Source organism: Paraburkholderia nodosa DSM 21604 (assembly GCF_000519185.1).
In the GTDB taxonomy this organism is placed as follows: Bacteria; Pseudomonadota; Gammaproteobacteria; order Burkholderiales; family Burkholderiaceae; genus Paraburkholderia; species Paraburkholderia nodosa.
The window spans coordinates 35520-55706 of the sequence record NZ_JAFA01000039.1 but is presented as its reverse complement, the minus strand read 5'-3'; the positions used below and the strand labels follow the sequence as shown (position 1 = coordinate 55706).

Annotated in this window: 14 protein-coding genes; all 14 read right to left on the bottom strand. The window is 64.7% G+C overall.

Annotated elements, in window-relative coordinates; genetic code table 11:
- Positions 1 to 71: 71 nt before the first annotated feature.
- Positions 72 to 1079 (bottom strand): LacI family DNA-binding transcriptional regulator, encoded by a 1008-nt coding sequence (locus tag A3CW_RS0136085; protein WP_028207882.1) that lies wholly within the window; start codon positions 1077 to 1079, stop codon positions 72 to 74.
- 35 nt (positions 1080 to 1114) lie between these two features.
- Positions 1115 to 2212: an ABC transporter ATP-binding protein gene (locus tag A3CW_RS0136080; protein WP_028207881.1), complete on the bottom strand. Its 1098-nt coding sequence runs from the start codon at positions 2210 to 2212 to the stop codon at positions 1115 to 1117.
- Between the two features lie 9 nt (positions 2213 to 2221).
- A complete protein-coding gene (locus A3CW_RS0136075; protein WP_028207880.1) occupies positions 2222 to 3151 on the bottom strand; it encodes a carbohydrate ABC transporter permease in 930 nt (309 codons plus the stop codon).
- Positions 3148 to 4092 carry a carbohydrate ABC transporter permease gene (locus A3CW_RS0136070; protein WP_028207879.1) on the bottom strand — a complete coding sequence of 315 codons (945 nt, stop codon included), beginning with the start codon at positions 4090 to 4092 and terminating at the stop codon, positions 3148 to 3150. The genes A3CW_RS0136075 and A3CW_RS0136070 overlap by 4 nt, the downstream gene beginning before the upstream one ends.
- Positions 4093 to 4100: 8 nt before the next feature.
- Positions 4101 to 5339, bottom strand: a complete 1239-nt coding sequence (locus tag A3CW_RS0136065; protein ID WP_028207878.1) for an ABC transporter substrate-binding protein — start codon at positions 5337 to 5339, stop codon at positions 4101 to 4103.
- Between the two features lie 243 nt (positions 5340 to 5582).
- Positions 5583 to 6986 (bottom strand): GH1 family beta-glucosidase, encoded by a 1404-nt coding sequence (locus A3CW_RS0136060; RefSeq protein WP_028207877.1) that lies wholly within the window; start codon positions 6984 to 6986, stop codon positions 5583 to 5585.
- A 208-nt stretch (positions 6987 to 7194) separates the two neighbouring features.
- Entirely contained in the window at positions 7195 to 8871 is a 1677-nt protein-coding gene (locus tag A3CW_RS0136055; protein ID WP_028207876.1) for a SulP family inorganic anion transporter, read from the bottom strand.
- 195 nt (positions 8872 to 9066) lie between these two features.
- Positions 9067 to 10791, bottom strand: coding sequence for a SpoVR family protein (locus A3CW_RS0136050; RefSeq protein WP_028207875.1), 1725 nt, complete (start codon positions 10789 to 10791; stop codon positions 9067 to 9069).
- Positions 10788 to 12056, bottom strand: coding sequence for a YeaH/YhbH family protein (locus tag A3CW_RS0136045; protein WP_028207874.1), 1269 nt, complete (start codon positions 12054 to 12056; stop codon positions 10788 to 10790). The genes A3CW_RS0136050 and A3CW_RS0136045 overlap by 4 nt, the downstream gene beginning before the upstream one ends.
- Before the next feature lie 175 nt (positions 12057 to 12231).
- The gene (locus A3CW_RS0136040; protein ID WP_028207873.1) at positions 12232 to 14154 is read right to left on the bottom strand and encodes a PrkA family serine protein kinase; all 1923 of its coding nucleotides are present in this window, start codon (positions 14152 to 14154) and stop codon (positions 12232 to 12234) included.
- Positions 14155 to 14948: 794 nt separating this feature from the next.
- Positions 14949 to 15710 carry a 2-keto-4-pentenoate hydratase gene (locus tag A3CW_RS0136035; protein ID WP_028207872.1) on the bottom strand — a complete coding sequence of 254 codons (762 nt, stop codon included), beginning with the start codon at positions 15708 to 15710 and terminating at the stop codon, positions 14949 to 14951.
- Between the two features lie 381 nt (positions 15711 to 16091).
- Positions 16092 to 17876 carry a methyl-accepting chemotaxis protein gene (locus A3CW_RS0136030; RefSeq protein WP_028207871.1) on the bottom strand — a complete coding sequence of 595 codons (1785 nt, stop codon included), beginning with the start codon at positions 17874 to 17876 and terminating at the stop codon, positions 16092 to 16094.
- Between the two features lie 198 nt (positions 17877 to 18074).
- Entirely contained in the window at positions 18075 to 19010 is a 936-nt protein-coding gene (gene rbsK / locus A3CW_RS0136025; protein WP_028207870.1) for a ribokinase, read from the bottom strand.
- 44 nt (positions 19011 to 19054) lie between these two features.
- Complete coding sequence (locus A3CW_RS0136020; RefSeq protein WP_028207869.1) at positions 19055 to 20113, bottom strand: LacI family DNA-binding transcriptional regulator; 1059 nt, start codon at positions 20111 to 20113, stop codon at positions 19055 to 19057.
- Positions 20114 to 20187: the final 74 nt, after the last annotated feature.

The window sequence follows — 20187 nt, the reverse complement described above, 5'->3', positions numbered from 1 at the left end:
GCCTCGCGGGGGCCGCTCCCCACCCTCACCATCGCCTCCACCACGGTTGCTCGATGCACGCCACGCGCGCGTTACTTCGCCCGCACCACCGAATCGCGCATCGTCACGCTCACAGGGAACGTGCGCTCGATCGGCCACTGCGTGCCGTAGCACTGGTTGATGAGCCAGCGCACTGCATTGCGCGTGAGCTCCGCGGTGGGAATGTGTACCGAGGTCAGCGCCGGCGCCATGTAGGCCGCCGAATAATCGTCGTCGTAGCCGATGACCGAAACGTCGTGGGGCACGCGCAATCCTGCCTGCTGCAGGCGCGCGAGCGCACTCATGGCCATCGTGTCGTTCGCGCAGAACAGCCCGGTGAAGCGATGTTTGCGTTCGAGAAGCGCCCCGGCCGCCACATAGCCGCCTTCGGGCGAGAAGTCCGAGACGATATGCGGCACGGTCCGGCGTTCGATGCCGTGACGCGCCAGCTCGGCGAAAAATCCATGCAGACGCGCCGCATTGTCCGATGACGTGGACGGCCCGCCGATCACCGCAAGCTCGCGATGGCCGTGCTCGATGAGTGTGCGGGCAGCCATCTCGCCGCCGTGAAAGTGATCGGCGCAAAACGATGCTTCGGGTAACTGATCGAATGAGCGGTTCAGGAAGGCCATACGCGGGTGCATGGCGTGCAGCATCTGCAGGTCGTCGTCGTACAGATCGTGGCTGATGACGACCACGCCGTCGCAATCGCGGCCAATCAGGAAGCGCACGGCTTCGATGGCCTGCTCGCGCGGCGAGGCTTCGCCGCAACCGGTGGCCACCACCACGTGGCGCCGCACGGCGCGCAGCTGCGTGTCCGTCTCCTTCAGGATAGTGCCGTAGTACGAGCCGAAAAACGTCGGCACGAAGATACCGATGATGCCGAGCGACTTCGTGGCCATCGCCCGGCCGATGGATGAAGGCCGGAAATTGAGCTGCTCGATCGCAGCCTGCACGCGCGCGGCCGCCTCCGCCGACACCGGACCGTTGCCCGATATCGCCCGCGAAGCCGTCGAAAGGCCCACGCCGGCCAGCGCCGCCACGTCTTTCAGGGTCGCCACGTTCCTGGTCTCTCTGTCTTTGTCGGTTGTGTGCATCAAATTCGTGCGCCGGTTTCTTCGTCGAACAGCGAAACATGCGCACTGTCGATGGAGAACGGCATCGCCGCACCACTCGCCAGCGGCGTCTTGTCCTGATCGATCGACGCGATCTGCCCGCCCTCATGCTCGATCCACAGGACACGATGATTGCCCATGGGCTCCACGAGCGTCAAGCGCCCTTCCCACGCCGCCTCGCGCGGGCGCACTGCACCGCCTGCGCGCACGTCTTCCGGGCGCACGCCGAGCACGCAGGGGCGCGTCGGATCCGGCGTGCCCTTGAACGCGTATGCCGAAACATCCACGTCGAGGCCGGGCCCGCGAAAGCGCAGCCGGCCTTCGTCGGCTTCGAGCCTGCCGCGCAGCAGGTTCATCGGCGGCGCGCCGAGGAAGGTCGCGACGAACAGGTTCTCGGGGCGCGCGTAGACTTCGGCCGGCGTGCCGAACTGCTGGATCGCCCCGCCCTTCATCACCGCCATGCGCGTGGCGAGCGTCATCGCCTCGACCTGGTCGTGCGTCACGTAGATCATCGTCGCGCCCAGTTGCTGGTGCAGCTGCTTGAGCTCACGGCGCAATTCGGTGCGCAGCTTGGCGTCGAGATTCGAGAGCGGCTCGTCGAACAGGAACACGTCCGCCTCGCGCACGAGTGCGCGCCCGATCGCCACGCGCTGGCGCTGGCCGCCCGAGAGCTGCGCGGGTTTGCGCGATAGCAGCGGCCCGAGCTGCAGCATGTCGGCGGCGCGCTTCACGCGGCGGTCGATCTCCGCCTTCGGCGTGCCATTGATACGCAGTGCGAACGAGAGATTGCGCTCCACGTTCATGGTCGGATAGAGCGCGTACGACTGGAACACGAGCGCCACGCCCCGATCCTTCGGGTCGGCCCATGTCATGTCCTCGCCGCCGATTTCGATGCTGCCGTCGGTCACGTCGACGAGGCCCGCGATGCTGTGCAGCAAGGTGGATTTGCCGCAGCCCGAAGGGCCGAGCAGTACGACGAACTCGCCTGCGCGCACATCGAGATCGAGTTCGTCGATCACCGTGTTCGCGCCGAGGTCGATGCGCAGATTGCGTACGGAAACGTTCGTGAGATTGCCCATGCCCTGCTCCTAGCCTTTCACCGCGCCCGAGGCGATGCCGCGCACGAACCAGCGCCCCGAAATGAAGTAGATCGCGAGCGGCACGGCCGACGTGAGGATCGTCGCGGCCATGTTGACGTTATAGACACGCTCGCCGGTCGTCGTGTTGATGATGTTGTTCAGCTGCACCGTCATCGGCAGGTTTTTCGTGCCCGCGAACACGAGGCCGAGAATGTAGTCGTTCCAGATGCCGGTGACCTGCATGATGATCGCCACGACAATGATCGGCACCGACATCGGCAGCATGAGCTGCACGAAGATGCGCCAGAACCCGCCGCCGTCGATGCGCGCGGCCTTGAACAGCTCCTCCGGCAACGACGCATAGTAGTTGCGGAACAGGAGCGTCATGACCGGCATGCCGAAGATCGTGTGTATCACGACGATGCCAGGCAGCGAGCTGAACAGATGCACAAAGGCCAGCACGCGCACGAGCGGGTACACCATCACCTGCACGGGAATGAAGGCGCCCGCGAGCAGAATGCCGAACAGCACGCCCGCCCCGCGCGGCCGCCAGAACGACAGCGCGTAGCCATTCACGGCGCCCACGGCAATGGAGATGACCGTGCTCGGCACGACGATGCGCACCGAGTTCCAGAAGCCCACGCGAATGCCGCCGCAGTCGAGGCCCGTGCACGCGGAGGCCCACGCGTCGCGCCACGGCGCGAGCGTGAGATGCACCGGCAGCGCGAGCAGATGGCCGAGGCGGATCTCGGTCATCGGCTTGACCGAAGTCACCAGCATCACATAGAGCGGCAGCAGGAAGAACAGCGCCGCCGTGAACAGAAACGCATACACGCCGAGCCGCGCGGGCGTGAAGCGGCTGCGCGGCTTGCGCCGCTTTTGTGCCGCACGCGCCCGAGCGGGCGCAGGGCGCAGCGAATCGGCCAAAGGCGTGCTCATGCCCGGTCTCCCTTGAGCGCCGCGCGGCTGCGCGCGTAGAAGAATGGCGCAAGAATCGCGAGCACGGTGGCGAGCAGCACGATCGACGCTGCCGAAGCGAGCCCGATGTTCGCGCGATTGAACAGGTAATCCATGATGAATTTCGCGGGCACCTCGCTCGCCGTGCCGGGGCCGCCCTGGGTCATCGCAACCACGGCGTCGTAGAGCTTCACGACCATCACGAAGAGCAGCACGAATGCCGTGGAAAGCGAGGTCTTGAGCATCGGTACGACGATGCTCGCGTACACGCGCCAGCGCGGAATGCCGTCGAGGCGCGTGGCCTTCCATATTTCGTCGTCGATGCCGCGCAGGCCCGCGAGCATGAGCGCCATCACGAGGCCCGAGGCCTGCCACACGGTGGCGATCACGAGCGTGTAGATCGCAAAGCGCTGCGTGACGATCCAGTCAAAGCGCGCGTGCTCGAATCCCATGTGCCGCAGCACGGCCTGCACGCCGAGTTCGGGGTTGAGGATCCACTGCCAGACGAGGCCCGTTGCGACGAACGACATCGCATAGGGATAGAGAAACACCGTGCGCAGCGCGCCTTCCGCCACGACGCGCTGATCGATGAAGATTGCGAGCAGCAGCCCGATCACGAGGCACGCCGCGATGAAGCACGCGCCGTAGATCACGAGATTCTGCAGCGACAGGATCCAGCGGTCGTTCTGGAAGAGCCGCACGTACTGCGTCACGCCCGCGAAGGTGTTGGTGGGCAGCGAGCGCGAGAAGCTGAGCGAGACGCGCGCCGTCCACAGCATGGTGCCGAGATACGCGAACAGGACCGTCGCCGCCATCGGCGCGAGCGCGATCCAGGCGGCGAGCGAGAGCCGCCGCCGCGCGGGGCGCGCGCTGCGCGCTTGCCCCGCCTGGCGTTTGGCCGGGTGCAGCTTGGCGGCGTACATGGCTGCGCTCAGCTCTGGATTGCCGTGGCGAAGGCCTTCTGCGCGTCTTCGGCCGACTGGTTCTTGTTCCAGAAGTTCGTGATGACGTCCTGGAGCGCGCCCTGGACATCAGGCGGAATCAGCATTTCCGGATTCGGCAGTTGCCGCGACTTGTCCTTCATGATCGCCATGCCCTCCTTCGCGCAGATATCGAAGCCCGAGGTGTCCACGTCCGGGCGAATCGGAATCGAGCCCTTCTTCTGGTTGAACGCGACCTGCGCGGCAGGCGACGTCATCACCGTGGCGAGCAGTTGCTGCGCCTTGACCTGCTCGGGATTGTCGGTCTTCGGGAACACGAACACGTCGCCTGCGATCATGTACGGCGACTTCGGGAAACCGGGGAAGCATCCGAAATCCTTGCCCGCCACCTGGTTCGCGGCCGAGAACTCGCCCTTGGCCCAGTCGCCCATGATCTGCATGCCCGCCTTGCCGGAAATCACGAGCGCCGTGGCGTCGTTCCAGTTGCGGCCCGGCGAGCCCGGATCCACGTAATTATGCAACCGCTTGAAGGTCGTGAGCACGTTGCGGAACGCAGGCGAATTCACGGCGTTCGCATCGCGGTCGCGGTAGACCTTCATGTAGAGATCGCGGTCCATGTCGGCGAAGATGGCGTCGAAGGTGATCTTCTCCTGCCATGCCTGGCCGCCCAGCGCGAGCGGAATCACGCCGGCCGCCTTGAGCTTGTCGAGATCGGCGAAGAGTTCGTCGAAATTCTGCGGTTCGCTCTTGATCCCGGCCTTGGCGAACGCAGGCTTCGAATAGAAGAACCAGTCCTGCATGTGGATGTTCACGGGCGCGGCATAGTAGTGCCCTTTGACCTTGATCGCCGTGAGAATCGACTCAGGGAAGATGCCGCTCCAGTTCTCCTTCGTTGCGACCGCATCGACATTGTTCAGGAGTCCCTGGTCGATGAGATCGTGAAACTGCTTGGACGTATTGAACTGCGCTGCGGTGGGCGGATCCCCGCCCACGATGCGGTTGATTGCCGTTGCACGCGCCTGATCGCCGCCGGCGATCGCGTTGTCGACCCACTTCCCACCCGCCTGATCGTAGGCAAGCGCAAACTGCTTGATCGCGGCCGACTCGCCGCCCGACGTCCACCAGTGAATCACGTTGGCCTTGAGCGGCTCCGCGGCGTGGGCCGCGAGCGCGCCGGCCAGCGCGAGAGCGGCGACGATGCCGCGCAGAACGGGTACGTTGTGCTTCATTGCGTCTCCTGTCGATCCGGAGCTGGCGCTTCAGCTGTCGCCTGGCGTCAGTGCCTTCGGCACCGGCGTCGGGCCCATGCAGGGCTCCGGTTGCTCCGGGTTGGTCTGCAAAAGCTTTTGGGTTGGAAGTTTTGCGACCACGGCGCATCGTACGGCATGCCCGAGCGTCGCATGCCCTGCCGTGGTTGTCACGCTAGTTGTTGCCCTTGCTCGGTAACCCTGTCAAGCGCCCCCGAAGTGCCGTCAAGCGCCGTCGAGCGCGCGCCGCTGCGCGATGAAATGCGCGATGAGTTCCGCACTGCGCTTCGGCGTGCGAACCTGCGTGTCGTAATCGACATGCACGACGCCAAAGCGCCGCTCATAGCCGAACGCCCATTCGAAGTTGTCGAGCAGCGACCAGACGAAATAGCCGCGCACGTCCACTCCGGCCTTGATCGCGGCGTCCACAGCGGCGAGATGCCGTTTGAGGAACGAGATGCGCTGCGTGTCGTTCACCTCGCCGTCGCTCACGCGGTCGTCCGAAGCCATGCCGTTCTCGGTGATATAGATCGGCGGCAGGTTCTCGTAGGTGCGGCCGAAACCGATCAGCAGGTCGCGCAGACCGTCGGGGTGAACCTCCCAACCCATCTGCGTGCGCTCGACGTCCTTCAGCGGCACGTCGACGAAGCCGTGCGCACCGTCGCTCTTCACGTTGGTGCGGAAATAGTAGTTGATGCCGAGAAAATCGAGCGGCGCCGAGATCGTCTTCATGTCGCCTTCGAGCACGAGCGGCTCGGTGCCCGGCCACAGCTCGAAGAGTTCGTCGGGATACGCGCCCTTGAGCAGCGGGTCGAGAATCCACGCGTTGTGCTGCACCTCGAAGCGGCGCGCGGCGCGCACATCTTCCGGCGACGAGGAGTCGGGCGTGCCGCGCCCCACGTTGGCCACGATGCCCTTGGTCGAGCCCGGATCGTTCGCGCGCAACACGCCGGTGGCGAGGCCGTGGCCGAGCAGCAGATGATGCATGGCCTGGGTGGCGTAGCGGCCGTTCGCGAGGCCCGGCGCATGATGGCCGTTGCCGTAGCCGAGGTACGCCGAGCACCACGGCTCGTTGAGCGTCATCCATGCGTCGACGAGGCCGGACAGTTCGCGGCTCATGAGGTCCGCGTAGTCGGCGAAGCGGTATGCGGTGTCGCGATTGAGCCAGCCGCCGCGATCTTCCAGGTGCTGCGGCAGGTCCCAGTGGTAGAGCGTGGCGAAGGTGCGCACGCCCTTCTCCCGCAGGCGCTCCAGCAAACGCTTGTAGAAGGCGATGCCTTTGGCATTGGGCCGCCCCGCCTCGTCCATCACACGCGGCCACGCGATCGAAAAGCGATAGGCCTCGAAGTTCAGGCTTTCGAGCAGGTCGAGATCGGCCTCCCAGCGGTGATAGTGGTCGCAGGCCACGGCGCCCGTGTCGCCCGCGAGTACCTTGCCCGGCGTGGCGCTGAAGGTGTCCCAGATCGACGGCAGGCGGCCGTCCTCGTGGATCGCGCCTTCGATCTGATACGAAGCCGTGGCCGCGCCGAGGAGGAAGTCGCTGCGCCACAGTGCGGAGCTGGCAGGCGGAGTGAACGGATCGTCGGCAACTGCGGCGGCGGAATGCGGCAATGCGGTGTCCTGAGTCACGAAGCCTCCTGCGCGGGAATCACCGGCACATGTGTTCTGGGCAGCCGGATCGGGTTGGAGTGGAAGCGCTTCCACAGCGCTTGAGGCGCACAATAGCAGCGGCGAATTCCAGCGGGCAATCGGGGTTTCTCTGGACGTTTTTATGTAGCTGCTTCACATGTTTTTCGCACTACATGGCTTTCTGGCTTGTAGCATGGCTACACGAGCGTCACGCATCCGAGCGCGACTCCAGCTCGGGACGCACCGCCGCGAGCGCTTCGTGCAGGGTCGGGAAGAGGTTCGCACGGCCCACCACGTCCGTGATGCCATGCCGATCCATGTCTGAAAGCAGATAGCGGTTAACACGCCCGAAAATCACCTTTACGCCGCGCTCCGCGAGTTCCGAGCAAAGGTCGATCACGGCGCGCCCCGCGGAATAGTCGAGATCGGTAATCGCCCCCGCATCGACGACCACGCAATGCACGGGCGACGGCGCCCCATCGATCAGCGCGCGCAGTTCGTCGACGAACAAGTGGTCGTTCGCATAGAACAGGTCGGCACCGAACCGATAGACGATCAGCCCCGGCGCCGTGAGCTGGCCCGCTTGCGCGGGTTCGGGCAGCCAGTGCCCCTCCTCGTTCGGTACGAGCACCATGGTGTGCGGCCGGTAGCTATGGCGCACGTGGCGCAGCAACGACAGGCCAATTGCGATGAGGATGCCGTTCTCCACGCCGATCACGACGACGGCGAGCGCCGTCGTCACCGCAAGCCTGAATTCGCCGGGACTTTCGCGGCGAATATCGATCAGCTGGCGAATGTTGACGAGACCCACGGCAATCGTGAAGACGATCGCGGCCAGCACGCAATGCGGCAGGTATTGCAGCAAGCGGCTGAAGAACAACAGCACCACGAGTACGACGCCTGCAAACACGAGCTGCGCGAACTGGCTGCGCGCGCCGGCCTGGTCGGCCATGGCGGTCTGCGTGAGGCTGCCGTTCACGACGAAAGCGCCGCTCATCGAAGCCGCCGCATTGGCCGCCGCGAGGCCGAGGAGATTAGTGTCCTCGTCGGTGCGCTCGCCATAGCGCTCGGCAAACGCGCGGCTCGTGGCGGCGCTCTGCGCGACGATGATGACGAAGCACGACGCCGCCACCTGCAGCAGATCGATCATCTGGAACCAGCCCACCGCGGGAAAGCTCAGGCGCGGCAAGCCGCCCTGCACCGGCCCGATCACCGAAATGCCATGGCCCGCGAAGTTCAGCATGGCGCTCGCGGCGATGCTCCCCGCCACGGCGACGAGCGGCACCGGCCAGCGCGGCCGGAACGTCTTGAAGACCAGGATCGCCGCTACGACGACCACGGCGATGGCAAGCGTCGGCCAGTGAATCATGCCCAGTTGCGTGACGATCTGCTTCATCTGCAGGACCGTGCGGCGTGAGTTCACAGTAATGCCAAGCATGTCGCCGAGCATCGCCACGCCCACCTGCACGCCCACACCCGTGAGAAAACCTGCGAGGACGGTGCGCGAGAGAAAGTCCGCGAGAAAGCCGAGACGAAACAGGCGTGCGATCAACAACATCACGGCCGTGAGCAAGGCGGTCATGCCCGCGAGCGCGACATACTCGGCGCTCGAAGGCGCCGCCATGGTCGTGAGACGGCTCGCGAAAATGGTGGCCGTGGCGGAATCGGCGGCGACCACGAGATGACGCGACGCGCCGAAGAGCGCGAACGCAACGAGCGGCAGAAAGCCCGTGTACAGACCGGTTACGGCAGGCATGCCCGCGATGCGCGCGTAGCCAAGCAGTTGCGGCACGTTCATCGAGGCAAGCTGCACGCCGGCGAGCGCATCGCGCAATGCAGACGTGCGAGACAGCGGCCGCACGCCGCGAAACAGTTCAAACGCCATTACGCCATCCTTTCGAAATCCGCCTCTCGGTGCGGTGTTTTTTAGCTGCGGGTTCACTGGCGCAGTATGTTAGCGCGCGTGGGCGTTCCGGTACGTGCCCGATTGCAATGTCGTTGCACGCGCATCAATGAAAGAGGCCAGCCCGCAGGCTGGCCTCATGACTTATGCGCTCAATCGCGTCACGCAGCGAGTTGGCTATACCCGAATCGGCGGCGGCATATAACGGCATTCGTAGCGTTTTCGGACCGTGCCGTTTTCGTCCACGCTTTCGAGGAACACGTCGAACTGCCAGAGGCGCGCCATGTGGCGCAGCACTTCGTCGGTGTCGCCCGTAAGGTGACGGTTGTCGCTCATGAAGTGACGCAGCGTGAGGCTGCGATCGCCGCGCGTGTTGACCGACCACACCTGGATATTCGGCTCGCGGTGATGCATGTCGTACTGCCGCGAGAGCGCCTGGCGCACGTACTGGTAGCCGCTTTCGTCGTGGATGGCCGAGACTTCGAGCGCGTCGCGCATATCGTCGTCGAGCACCGAGAAGAGCCGCATTTCGCGGATCAGATGCGGCGAGAGGTATTGCGCCACGAAGCTCTCATCCTTGAAGTTGCGCATGGCGTAGTGCAGCGCCTTGAGCCACGGACTGCCGGCCAGCTCGGGGAACCACTTGCGGTCCTCCTCCGTAGGGTTCTCGCAGATGCGGCGAATGTCGCTCATCATCGAAAAGCCGAGCGCATACGGATTGATGCCGCTGTAATACGGCTTCGTCACCGGCGGCTGATAGATCACGTTGCTGTGCGAATGCAGGAACTCCATCATGAAGCCGTCTTCGAGCTTGCCCTGCGTATAGAGCGTGTTGAGCAGTGTGTAATGCCAGAACGTGGCCCAGCCTTCGTTCATGACCTGGGTTTGCCGCTGCGGATAGAAGTACTGCCCGATCTTGCGCACGATGCGTATGACTTCGCGCTCCCACGGTTCGAGCAGCGGTGAGTTCTTTTCGGCGAAATACAGCAGGTTTTCCTGCGGCTCCGGCGGAAAGCGCTCGTCGATCTCCTCGGCAATGGGCATTTGCTGCTTGGGCAGCGTGCGCCACAGCTCATTGACCTGGGACTGCAGATAAGCCTCGCGTTCCCGGCGCAATGCGGCCTCGCGTTCGAGCGACAGCTTTTGCGGTCGTTTGTAGCGGTCCACGCCGTAATTCATGAGCGCGTGGCACGAGTCGAGCAGCTCTTCCACGCGGTCGAGACCATAACGCTCCTCGCATTCGGCGATGTAATTCTTCGCGTAGACAAGGTAGTCGATGATGGCGTGCGCGTCCGTCCAGAGACGGAACAGATAGTTGCCCTTGAAGAACGAGTTGTGCCCGTACGCGGCGTGCGCGATCACGAGCGCCTGCATCGTCATGGTGTTCTCTTCCATGAGATACGCGATGCAGGGGTTGGAGTTGATGACGATCTCGTAGGCGAGACCCATCTGGCCGCGGCGATAGCTCTTTTCCGTGGAGAGAAAGTGCTTGCCGAACGACCAGTGGCGATAGTTCACCGGCATGCCAACGGACGCATAGGCGTCCATCATCTGCTCGGCGCTGATCAATTCGAGCTGGATCGGATAAACGTCCAGTTCGTATTGCTCTGCAACATGCGAGATATGTGTGTCGTACTCCTCGATGAGTTCGAAGGTCCAGTCGGAGGGGCACGGCAACGGCCGTTTGTCGGCTACGTTCATTTGCACTTCCCTTTGCTGGGCGAGCCCATGCTCCTTGTGGCGAGCAGCCCCGGCGGCATGTCCGGGCGCTTCGGCGTCTTCGTGGTGGCCGCGCTTGCGCTCGTCACCGTGTTCGCCATGATGCCCTTTTTCGTGGCCGCTCGTCTTCCGGCGCTCCGGCTGGTAGCCGCGCGCCTCATTGTGCAGGTGGCGTGTCGTCATGAGTGCTCCACCTGCTTTTCGAAAAGCTCCCGGAACACCGGGTAGATGTCCGCCGCGGTGTCGACTTTTTTCATCGCCAGATGCGGTTCGGTGAGTGCGAGCTGCGCGTATTCGAGCCAGAGGTTCTGCTCCTCCGGCGTCACCTGAATATACGCAAAATAGCGCACCTGAGTCAGTATGTCATCCGCGAGGATCTTGCGGCATTTGGGTGAATCGTCAGTCCAATTGTCGCCGTCCGAAGCCTGTGCGCCGTAGATGTTCCAGTCGCTTGGCGAATAACGGTCCTCGATCACTTTTTTCATCAGCTCCAGCGCACTCGACACGACCGTGCCGCCGCTTTCGGTGGAATGAAAGAAGGTGTCCTCGTCCACTTCCTCGGCGCGCGTGTGGTGGCGAATGAAGACCACCTCGATCTTTTCGTAATTGCGCTTGAGGAACAGGTACAGGAGGATGAAGAAGCGCTTGGACAAGTCCTTGCGCTGCTCGTCCATCGAGCCGGATACGTCCATGAGGCAGAACATCACGGCCTGGCTCGACGGTTGCGGCTGCTTCACGCGATTCACGTAACGCAGATCGAACGGGTCGATGAATGGAATGCGCCAGATGCGCCCGCGCAGGTGATGAATCTGCTCTTCGAGCAACGCGATCTCTTGACGCCGGTCGGCCGGGTCGGCCTTGAGCGCTTCGAGCTGCTCCTCGAGCTCGTGCAGTTCGTTGACGAGCGGCGCACCGAGCGCGATGCGCCGGCCGAGCGCACTGCGCAGCGATCTCACGACGTCGATGTTGTTCGGCGTGCCTTCGGCAGCCCAGCCCGCGCGGATGCTCTTCCACGTAGGCACGGCCATGAGATGGGTTTTGACGAGGCGCGGCAGTTCGAGGTCGTCGAAGAAGTACTGCATGAATTCTTCGCGGGAGAGTTCGAACACGAAGTCATCCTGACCTTCGCCCTCGTTGCTCGCCTGGCTGCCGCCACCGCCTCCACCGCCCTGTGGCCGCGGAATGCGGTCGCCGCGAATGTAGTCCTCGTTGCCTGGGTGAACCATTTCGCGCTTGCCGCCAGGGCCGTGCCGGAACGACGGCTCCGCGATGTCCTTGCGCGGAATGGTGATGCTCTGGTTGCTCTGTATGTCCTTGATGCTGCGGTCACGCACCGCTTCCGAAACGGCGTGACGAATATAGTTCTTCACGCGGCGCAAAAAACGCTCGCGATTAGCAATACTCTTGTTCTTTCCGGCTAGCCTGCGGTCGATGATTTGATGAAGCACATTCAGTCTCCCGCTCCAGTTGCGAATGGGCGAGGTGCGCAGTGTTCATTGCCGCGTCTGCCATCGTGCGTGCCGCGTTCACCCGCTCATGGCCACGCCGCCTGCGCCCCGCCGGGGGTCCTTTTGCGCCGCCGCAAACCTGCGGCAGCGCGCTCGGACAGTAAAGCCTCTTCGTTCACGACGACTTGCGCACCCGCAGATACCAGTCGCAGAGCAACCGGACCTGCTTCGGCGTATAGCCCTTCGCCACCATGCGGTTGACGAAGTCTTCGTGCTTGCGCTGCTCTTCCGCCGATCCTTTCGCATTGAACGAGATGACCGGCAAAAGTTCTTCCGTGTTCGAAAACATTTTCTTTTCGATCACCACGCGCAGCTTCTCGTAGCTGATCCAGGCCGGGTTCTTGCCGGCATTGGCCGCACGCGCGCGCAGCACGAAGTTCACGATCTCGTTGCGGAAGTCCTTCGGGTTGCTGATGCCCGCGGGCTTCTCGATCTTCTCGAGCTCGGCATTCAACGCCGCGCGGTCGAAGCTTTCGCCCGTATCGTGATCGCGGAACTCCTGGTCCTGAATCCAGAAGTCGGCGTACGTGACATAGCGGTCGAAGATGTTCTGCCCGTATTCGGAATACGACTCGAGGTAAGCGGTCTGGATCTCCTTGCCGATGAACTCCGCGTAACGCGAGGCCAGCACGTCCTTCACGAACGACAGATATTTCTGCTCGGTTTCCGGTGGGAACTGCTCGCGCTCGATCTGCTGTTCGAGCACATACATGAGGTGCACCGGATTCGCGGCCACTTCGGTCGAGTCGAAGTTGAACACGCGCGAGAGAATCTTGAACGAGAAGCGCGTGGAGACCCCGTTCATCCCTTCGTCGACGCCCGCGAAGTCGCGATACTCCTGGTACGACTTCGCTTTTGGATCGGTGTCCTTGAGGTTTTCGCCGTCGTACACCTGCATCTTCGAGAAGAGGCTCGAGTTTTCCGGCTCCTGCAAGCGCGTGAGCACCGACATCTGCGCCATCATCTTCAGCGTGCCCGGTGCGCACACGGCCTCGGCCAGCGACGAATTGCGCAACAGCTTCTCGTAGATCTTCATCTCTTCCGAGTAGCGCAGGCAGTACGGCACCTTTACCACGAAGATACGATCGAGCAGTGCCTCGTTGTTGCGGTTGTTGCGGAACGCCTTCCACTCCGACTCGTTCGAGTGCGCGAGGATGATGCCGTTGAACGGAATCGCCCCGAATCCTTCGGTGCCCTTGAAGTTACCTTCCTGGGTGGCCGTGAGCAGCGGGTGCAGCACCTTGATCGGCGCCTTGAACATTTCGACGAATTCGAGCAGGCCCTGATTCGCGAGACACAGGCCGCCCGAGTAGCTGTATGCATCGGCGTCGTCCTGGGCGTATTGCTCGAGCTTGCGGATGTCCACCTTGCCGACGAGCGACGAGATGTCCTGATTGTTTTCGTCGCCAGGTTCGGTCTTCGCGATGCCGATCTGGCGCAGGATGGATGGGAAGCGGCGCACCACGCGGAACTTGCGGATGTCGCCGTTGTATTCGTGCAGGCGCTTCACGGCCCACGGGCTCAAGATGCTCCGCAGGTAACGGCGTGGTATGCCGTATTGCTCTTCGAGTATCGGACCGTCTTCGTCGTAGTCGAACAGCCCGAGCGGAGATTCGTTCACGGGCGAGCCCTTGATCGAGTAGAACGGCACGCGCTCCATGAGCTGCTTCAGACGCTCGGCAATGGAGGACTTGCCGCCGCCCACCGGACCGAGCAGATAGAGAATCTGCTTCTTCTCTTCGAGTCCTTGCGCCGCATGGCGGAAGTACGCGACGACCTGCTCGATCACGTCTTCCATGCCATAGAACTCGCGGAATGCGGGGTACACCTTGATGACCTTGTTCGCAAAGATGCGCGACAGACGCGGATCGTTGCGGGTGTCGATCTGTTCGGGTTCGCCGATTGCCGTCAGCATACGTTCGCCAGCCGTGGCGTACGCATTGGGATCTTCCTTGCAGAGCGCGAGATACTCCTCGAGCGAGAACTCTTCTTCTCGCGTTTTTTCGAAGCGGGTCGCGAAGCTGCTGTAGATATCCATGCTACCTCCTCGCCGAGATCTGCGACCGATGTCGTGCGCGGCGCGCTATTCGGAAACGACATCGCTCAAATTCATCCTAAACCCTTTTGAAATTTTTCGCACCGTTAAATCGCGCCGGATGTGCCCTCGAAAGCTAAGCATTATTGAGCGCTTGGAGGGCGCCAGACAACGACTTACAATGATCTTCCGCACTGGTGCAAATTTCAGACCGGGGTCACGCTCCTTCCCAAATGCTGTGCCTGCGTATTGGCCAATTCCGTCTGGCCGGGCATTCGCAGCAACCCGCTTTTTACCTGGTGTTCGACCGGCTTTTCGCCTCGTCGTCCGGCCTGTCCGGTGCTACGGCATACGCAGCGCCTCTTCATCAAACGCACCAGTGCAGCGCCGGTGCACACCCATTCGTTACGATTTGTTCGCGAGCCCGCAAAGCGCGCTCTCGTTGCGCACTGCCACGCAAATGTTGTGAGCACGCGTCAATGCGATTTTTTTCCCGTTTTACGCGTCGATTTCGCCGTCGTCGGTGACCTGCCGCGCATTCTTGCGCGGATGCCAATCGACGCTGGCCGGCCCTGTCGGCGGTAGTGGTTTTCCCGCTCCAATCGGACAATGAGCGGACAACGCACGAACGACGCACGCGCGCGATGAAGATGACGCGCGTGACAGGTTGCCAGGTTTACACCCATGAGCCACACAGCGCGCACAAAAAAATAAAGCCGCCGCGCAATGCGCGCGGCGGCCGTTCGTGAGAGCAAATATGACAGGGGCGACAGTTACATGATGCGCCCCTGGTCTACCTAGACGAACTCGACTTCGACTTCCCCCAACCCGTCGATGTGGCCGTGCAGGAGACCCGGTGTATCGATGCGGTGCGCACCGACATAGGTGCCGGTCGTAATGGTCCATTCGGGCTCGATCGTGATGCCCATTGCGGCGCAATGATTGACGAACCAGACCAGCAGTTCGCGCGGATCGCCAGCGGGGTTGCCCGGCGCTTCCGGCACGAGCGAGGCGCCGTCGAACGTCAGTTCGAGCTCCGGTGCGACGAAATCGAGCACGCGGGCAAGCGCTGGGTAGGGCAGCGCGTGGCCGGTCACGAGTGCGCCATTGTTCTGCGCATCGGCGAGCTGGGCGAGCGGCGCGACATTAGGCCACTGCGCGAAACGGCTATCGACGATCTCGATGGCCGGCAGGATCTGGCCGACGCGCGCGAGCACCTCGTCGCGCGCATAGGCTTCGGCACGCGGGACGATCGGTTCCGAAAAACGAAAGGCGATCTCCAGCTCCACGAGCACGCGGAAGAAGTGGCGGCGCTCGAAGCGCGCCGGCGAGGCGTGCACGAGCGGCGCCGGGATCGGCGCGCCGGAGGCGGGGCCGCCCGGCGCGCGCGCGCCGACCTTCCAGCCGCCCGTGGTCGTCTCGAGCCCGGCGAGCACCGCCTGCTGGATCGCATAGGCCGTGGCCGCGTCCGGCGGCACGCGCTCGGGTTCCAGCGCTTCGATCAGATGATGATGCCGGCGCGCATTCACGAGGCGTTGCACGAGGTCGTCATGCGTCATGTCGGGTTCCTTGTTTGTGCTGTCATGCGGCGCCGGCGCTCGATGCCGGCGCAATCCGTCCTGCCTGGCGCGGTGCGCCCTCCCTTGCCCTGCGGCGCGGGTCCTTCCCCTTGCGGCGCCACCCCGTACGGACCGCGCTCGGGCATCGGCGCGGGCTGAACCGTCCAGCACGACGCCTTGCCGCTCGCGGGCACCGCTGGGCGCCGCAGTGTAGCGCGCCGACCGGGCCGCGCAGATGACACGGCTGACAATGTACCGTAACGGCGCTCGTGTGGCGCACGGCGGGGCCGCACAACGGGGTCAAAGGCGCAAAAAAAAGCCGCTGGGGCGCAGCGGCTGGCTCGCGTGCGCGGACGGCCCGCGCGGCTGATCAGAGGAACTTCAGAAGGTTTCCCAGTCGCCGTTCGAACCCGCGCCCGACGCCACAGCGCTCACGGGCACGCTCGGGGTTGCGGTGGGCCGTGCGGCCGGCTGGGCGGCGGGAGCGGGAGCCGGAGCGCGGCGCGGTGCGCGCTTTGCAGCAGGCGCAGCAGCCCCGCCGGCCGATGCCGGGCGCGTGACAGCACGGGAGACGGAAGCCGCCCTGGCTGCCGGCGCGGGCTTCACCTGCGCCGCCCCTCCCGCTGCGTCTTCCAGATTGAACACCGCGACGGCCTCGCGCAGGCGTCCGGCCTGGTCCTCGAGCGACTGCGCCGCGGCGGCGGCCTCCTCGACGAGCGCCGCGTTCTGCTGGGTCACCTCGTCCATCTGCGTGACCGCGCGCGCGACCTGGTCGATGCCGCCCGACTGCTCCTGCGAAGCCGCCGCGATCTCGCCCATGATGTCGGTCACGCGCTGCACCGCGGCGATGATCTCGGTCATGGTGCGGCCCGCCTCGTCGACCAGCGCCGAACCCGCCTGCACGCGCTCGACCGAGGTGTCGATGAGCCCCTTGATCTCCTTGGCTGCCGCCGACGAACGTTGCGCGAGGCTGCGCACCTCGCCCGCCACCACGGCGAAGCCGCGCCCTTCCTCGCCCGCGCGTGCCGCTTCGACGGCCGCATTGAGCGCGAGGATGTTGGTCTGGAACGCGATGCCCTCGATGATCGTGATGATGTCGGCGATCTTCGCGGAGCTGTCGTTGATGTCGCCCATCGTGCCGACCACCTGATTGACGACCGAGCTGCCCTTGTTGGCGATTTCCGAGGCGTTGGCGGCGAGCGCGCTGGCCTGGCGGGCGTTGTCGGCGTTCTGCTTCACGGTGCCCGTGAGCTGCTCCATGCTCGAAGCGGTTTCCTGAAGTGCAGAAGCCTGCTCTTCGGTACGCGACGAGAGGTCGAGGTTGCCCGCGGCGATCTCGCGCGTGGCCGTGGCAATCGATTCGGTGCCCGAGCGCACCGAGCGCACCGTTTCGGTGAGGCTGCGCTGCATCTGCGCGACACCGCCCAGCAGTTCGCCCATCTCGTCGTTGCGGCGCACGACCACGGGCCGGCGCAGATCGCCGGCGGCGATCGCATGGAAAGCGCCGAGCGCTTCGCCGAGCGGCTCCGCGATGGCGCGGCGCAGCGAGAAGAACGAATAGGCGGCCGCGCCGATGCCCACGAGCAGCGCCGCGATGCACGCGATGCGCAGTTGCGAGAACGCGGCCTGGGCGTCGTCGAAGCCCTGCTGCGCTTGCGTCATCTGGAACTTGTCGAGCACGGCGTCGGCCTTCGAGAGCCCGTCGTAGGCTTCCTTGAGCGCCTTGGCGCCCGCCACGACCTTCGCCTGGTCACCCGACTGGACGGTTGTCATGAACTGGTCCGCGATCTGGTGCAGGGTATCGCGCCGGGCCGCGACTTCCTGGGCGAGGCGCGCTTCCTCGCCGTCGTGCGGCAAGGCCATGTACTTCTTCCAGAAGTCGTCCGACACGCCGCGCAGCATACGCGCGCGGTCGATCGTCGCGGCGGCGTCGGACGTACCCAGTTCGAAGGCGGCCCGGTCGAGTGCGAGACGCTCGCGCGCCGCGTAGATCTCCGCGAGGTTGACCGCATGCGAACTCGGCATCTGGTCAGTGAAGGTCTCGCGATACGCGTCGTTCGAACGCGTGAGACCCAGCAACCCGACCGCACTGATCGCGACGATCAACGTCGCCAGAAAGCCCATTGTGATGCCGATGCGCGCCTTGATACTGATGCCCTTGCCCATGACTCCCCCAACGCTTGTGGTGTGGTCGGGCCGGCGCCCGACATCGAGTTGTCCCTCTAAGAGACGTTTACGGCACAGGGTTTCACGGGCTTGAAATGTGTATATGGTATGAAGTATTAGCGGAATCCATTCATGCGCGGCGCGAATAAGCCGCGCCGGGCCAGCAATGGCTTACGGCAGCAAGATGCGCGGATACGCTCAGCCCGCGAGTTCGGCGAGCGTGGGAATGGAAGGTTGAGCGCCCGCGCGCATGACGGAAACGGACGCCGCACGCAATGCGAAAGCGATCGCTTCGAGCGCAGGCGCACCGGCGGCGAGACGCGCGGCCAGGCCGCCGATGAAGGTGTCGCCGGCCGCCGTCGTGTCCACCGCACTGACGCGTGGCGCGGGCAGATGGGCGGGCGCGGCGCCATCCAGCAGCACGCATACGCCCTGCGCACCGAGTGTCACGAGCACGTTGCAGGCGCCCGCCTCGCGCAGCGCCAATGCCGCGCGCGCCGCCTCTTCGGGCGTGCTCGCGGGCAAGCCGGTGAGCGCGGCGGCCTCCAGTTCGTTCGGCACGAGATAGTCGATGAGCGGGAGCCACTGCGCGGGCAGCGGCCCCGTAGCGGGCGCTGGATTGAGGATGGTGATCTTGCCGAGGCGCCGTGCGGCGGCCAGCGCGGCCGCCACGGCGTCGGTGGGCGTTTCGAGCTGGCAGACCACGACGTCGGCCTGCGCGAGCACGGCCTCATGGCGCGCGATCGTTTCGGGCGTGACCTCGCCGTTGCTACCCGCCACGATGACGATGGCGTTCTGGCTCGCGTCGTCCACGATGATCAGCGCCACGCCGGTCGGCGCGCCCGGCGACGTTTCGAGCGCGCCGCAGTCGATACCTTCTGCGACCAGCCCCGCGCGCAACACCTCGCCGTTGCTGTCGGCGCCGACCCGGCCGACCATCGCCACCCGGGCGCCCAGGCGCGCCGCGGCCACCGCCTGGTTGCCGCCCTTGCCGCCGGGCACCTGCGCAAACGCATTGCCGGCGAGCGTCTCGCCCGGAGCCGGCAAGCGCGGCGCACGCGCGACGAGATCCATATTCAGACTGCCGACCACGGCCACGCGAGCGCCGATCGGCTTGGCTACGTCAGTCGTCACGATGCCTCCTCGATGGCTTGCGCCTTCGGTACGGCCACCCTGCCTCAGGCCGCAAGCGGCGCGTATTCCTCCGCGCCGACCCAGGGCCCCGTCGATTCACGAGGAAAGAGCGTAGGCGGCATAACGCGGCGCCGCACCCTCGCACCTTCTTCGCGCACGTTCGCGCCTTCCTCGCGCGCGTTCGCGATGCGCTCGATCAGCGTGAGCGCCGCCATGTCGCCGAGCGCGCGCGCCGGCTGGCCGACCGTCGAGAGCGCGGGCCAGGTGAAGTTGCCGAGTTCGATATCGTCGAAGCCGATGATCGAGCAGTCGCCCGGCACGCGCAAGCCGCGCTCGGCGGCCGCGCGCAAGGCGCCGATGCCCATCATGTCGTTGCCGGCGAAGATCGCGGTCGGCCGCACGCTGTCGAACAGTTGCGCCGCCGCGCGGTATCCGCCCGCTCCGGAAAAGTCGCTTTCGACGATCGCTCCCGGCGCGATCTCGACGCCCCGCTCGGACATGGCGCGCAGGAAGCCGTGCATGCGCATCGCGCTCACCGCGGTCGTCACCGGCCCGGTGATGCAGCCAATGCGCGAGTGCCCGAGTTCGAGCAGATGCCGCGTGGCGAGCCAGGCGCCGCGCTCGTGGTCGATCTGCACGAGATCGGCGTCGAGCCCCTCGATGTTGCGGTCGATGACGACGATCGGCTCGCGGGCATCGGCAAGCGTCGAGGCCAGCACGGCGTCGTCACCGGCCGAGGCGACGATGAGGCCGTCGATGCGTTTTTCCTGCAGCACGCGCAGGTAGCTGCGCTGCTTGGCCGGGTCGTCGTCGGAGTTGCAGAAGAACACGCAGTAGCCCTTGCGCGCGCAGGCGTCCTCGACGCCGCGCGCAAGCTCCGCGAAATACGGGTTGGTGCCGTTCGGCACGAGCAGACCCACGGTCGCCGTCGCACGCGCCTTGAGCGAGCGCGCCACCGCCGACGGCACGTAGTTCAGGTCGCGGATCGCACGTTCGACCTTGGCCCGCACGTCCGCCGACACCGGACGCGAATTGTTCACCACATGCGACACCGTCGTGAAAGATACCCCCGCCACGGCGGCCACATCCTTGATCGTCGCCATATTTATGTTGCTCCTGCTTTTTTGCTGCCCTGTTGCTGCCGGCTCTCTGCGCGCCCGTTGTTGGTTTGGTCTGG

Bases quoted from the DNA above. Each gene is read 5' to 3' on its own strand.
- A3CW_RS0136070 (WP_028207879.1), bottom strand. From the start codon at position 4,092: ATGTACGCCGCCAAGCTGCACCCGGCCAAACGCCAGGCGGGGCAAGCG.
- A3CW_RS0136020 (WP_028207869.1), bottom strand. From the start codon at position 20,113: ATGGCGACGATCAAGGATGTGGCCGCCGTGGCGGGGGTATCTTTCACG.
- A3CW_RS0136030 (WP_028207871.1), bottom strand. From the start codon at position 17,876: ATGGGCAAGGGCATCAGTATCAAGGCGCGCATCGGCATCACAATGGGC.
- A3CW_RS0136080 (WP_028207881.1), bottom strand. From the start codon at position 2,212: ATGGGCAATCTCACGAACGTTTCCGTACGCAATCTGCGCATCGACCTC.
- A3CW_RS0136050 (WP_028207875.1), bottom strand. From the start codon at position 10,791: ATGACGACACGCCACCTGCACAATGAGGCGCGCGGCTACCAGCCGGAG.
- A3CW_RS0136040 (WP_028207873.1), bottom strand. From the start codon at position 14,154: ATGGATATCTACAGCAGCTTCGCGACCCGCTTCGAAAAAACGCGAGAA.
- A3CW_RS0136055 (WP_028207876.1), bottom strand. From the start codon at position 8,871: ATGGCGTTTGAACTGTTTCGCGGCGTGCGGCCGCTGTCTCGCACGTCT.
- A3CW_RS0136075 (WP_028207880.1), bottom strand. From the start codon at position 3,151: ATGAGCACGCCTTTGGCCGATTCGCTGCGCCCTGCGCCCGCTCGGGCG.
- A3CW_RS0136065 (WP_028207878.1), bottom strand. From the start codon at position 5,339: ATGAAGCACAACGTACCCGTTCTGCGCGGCATCGTCGCCGCTCTCGCG.
- A3CW_RS0136035 (WP_028207872.1), bottom strand. From the start codon at position 15,710: ATGACGCATGACGACCTCGTGCAACGCCTCGTGAATGCGCGCCGGCAT.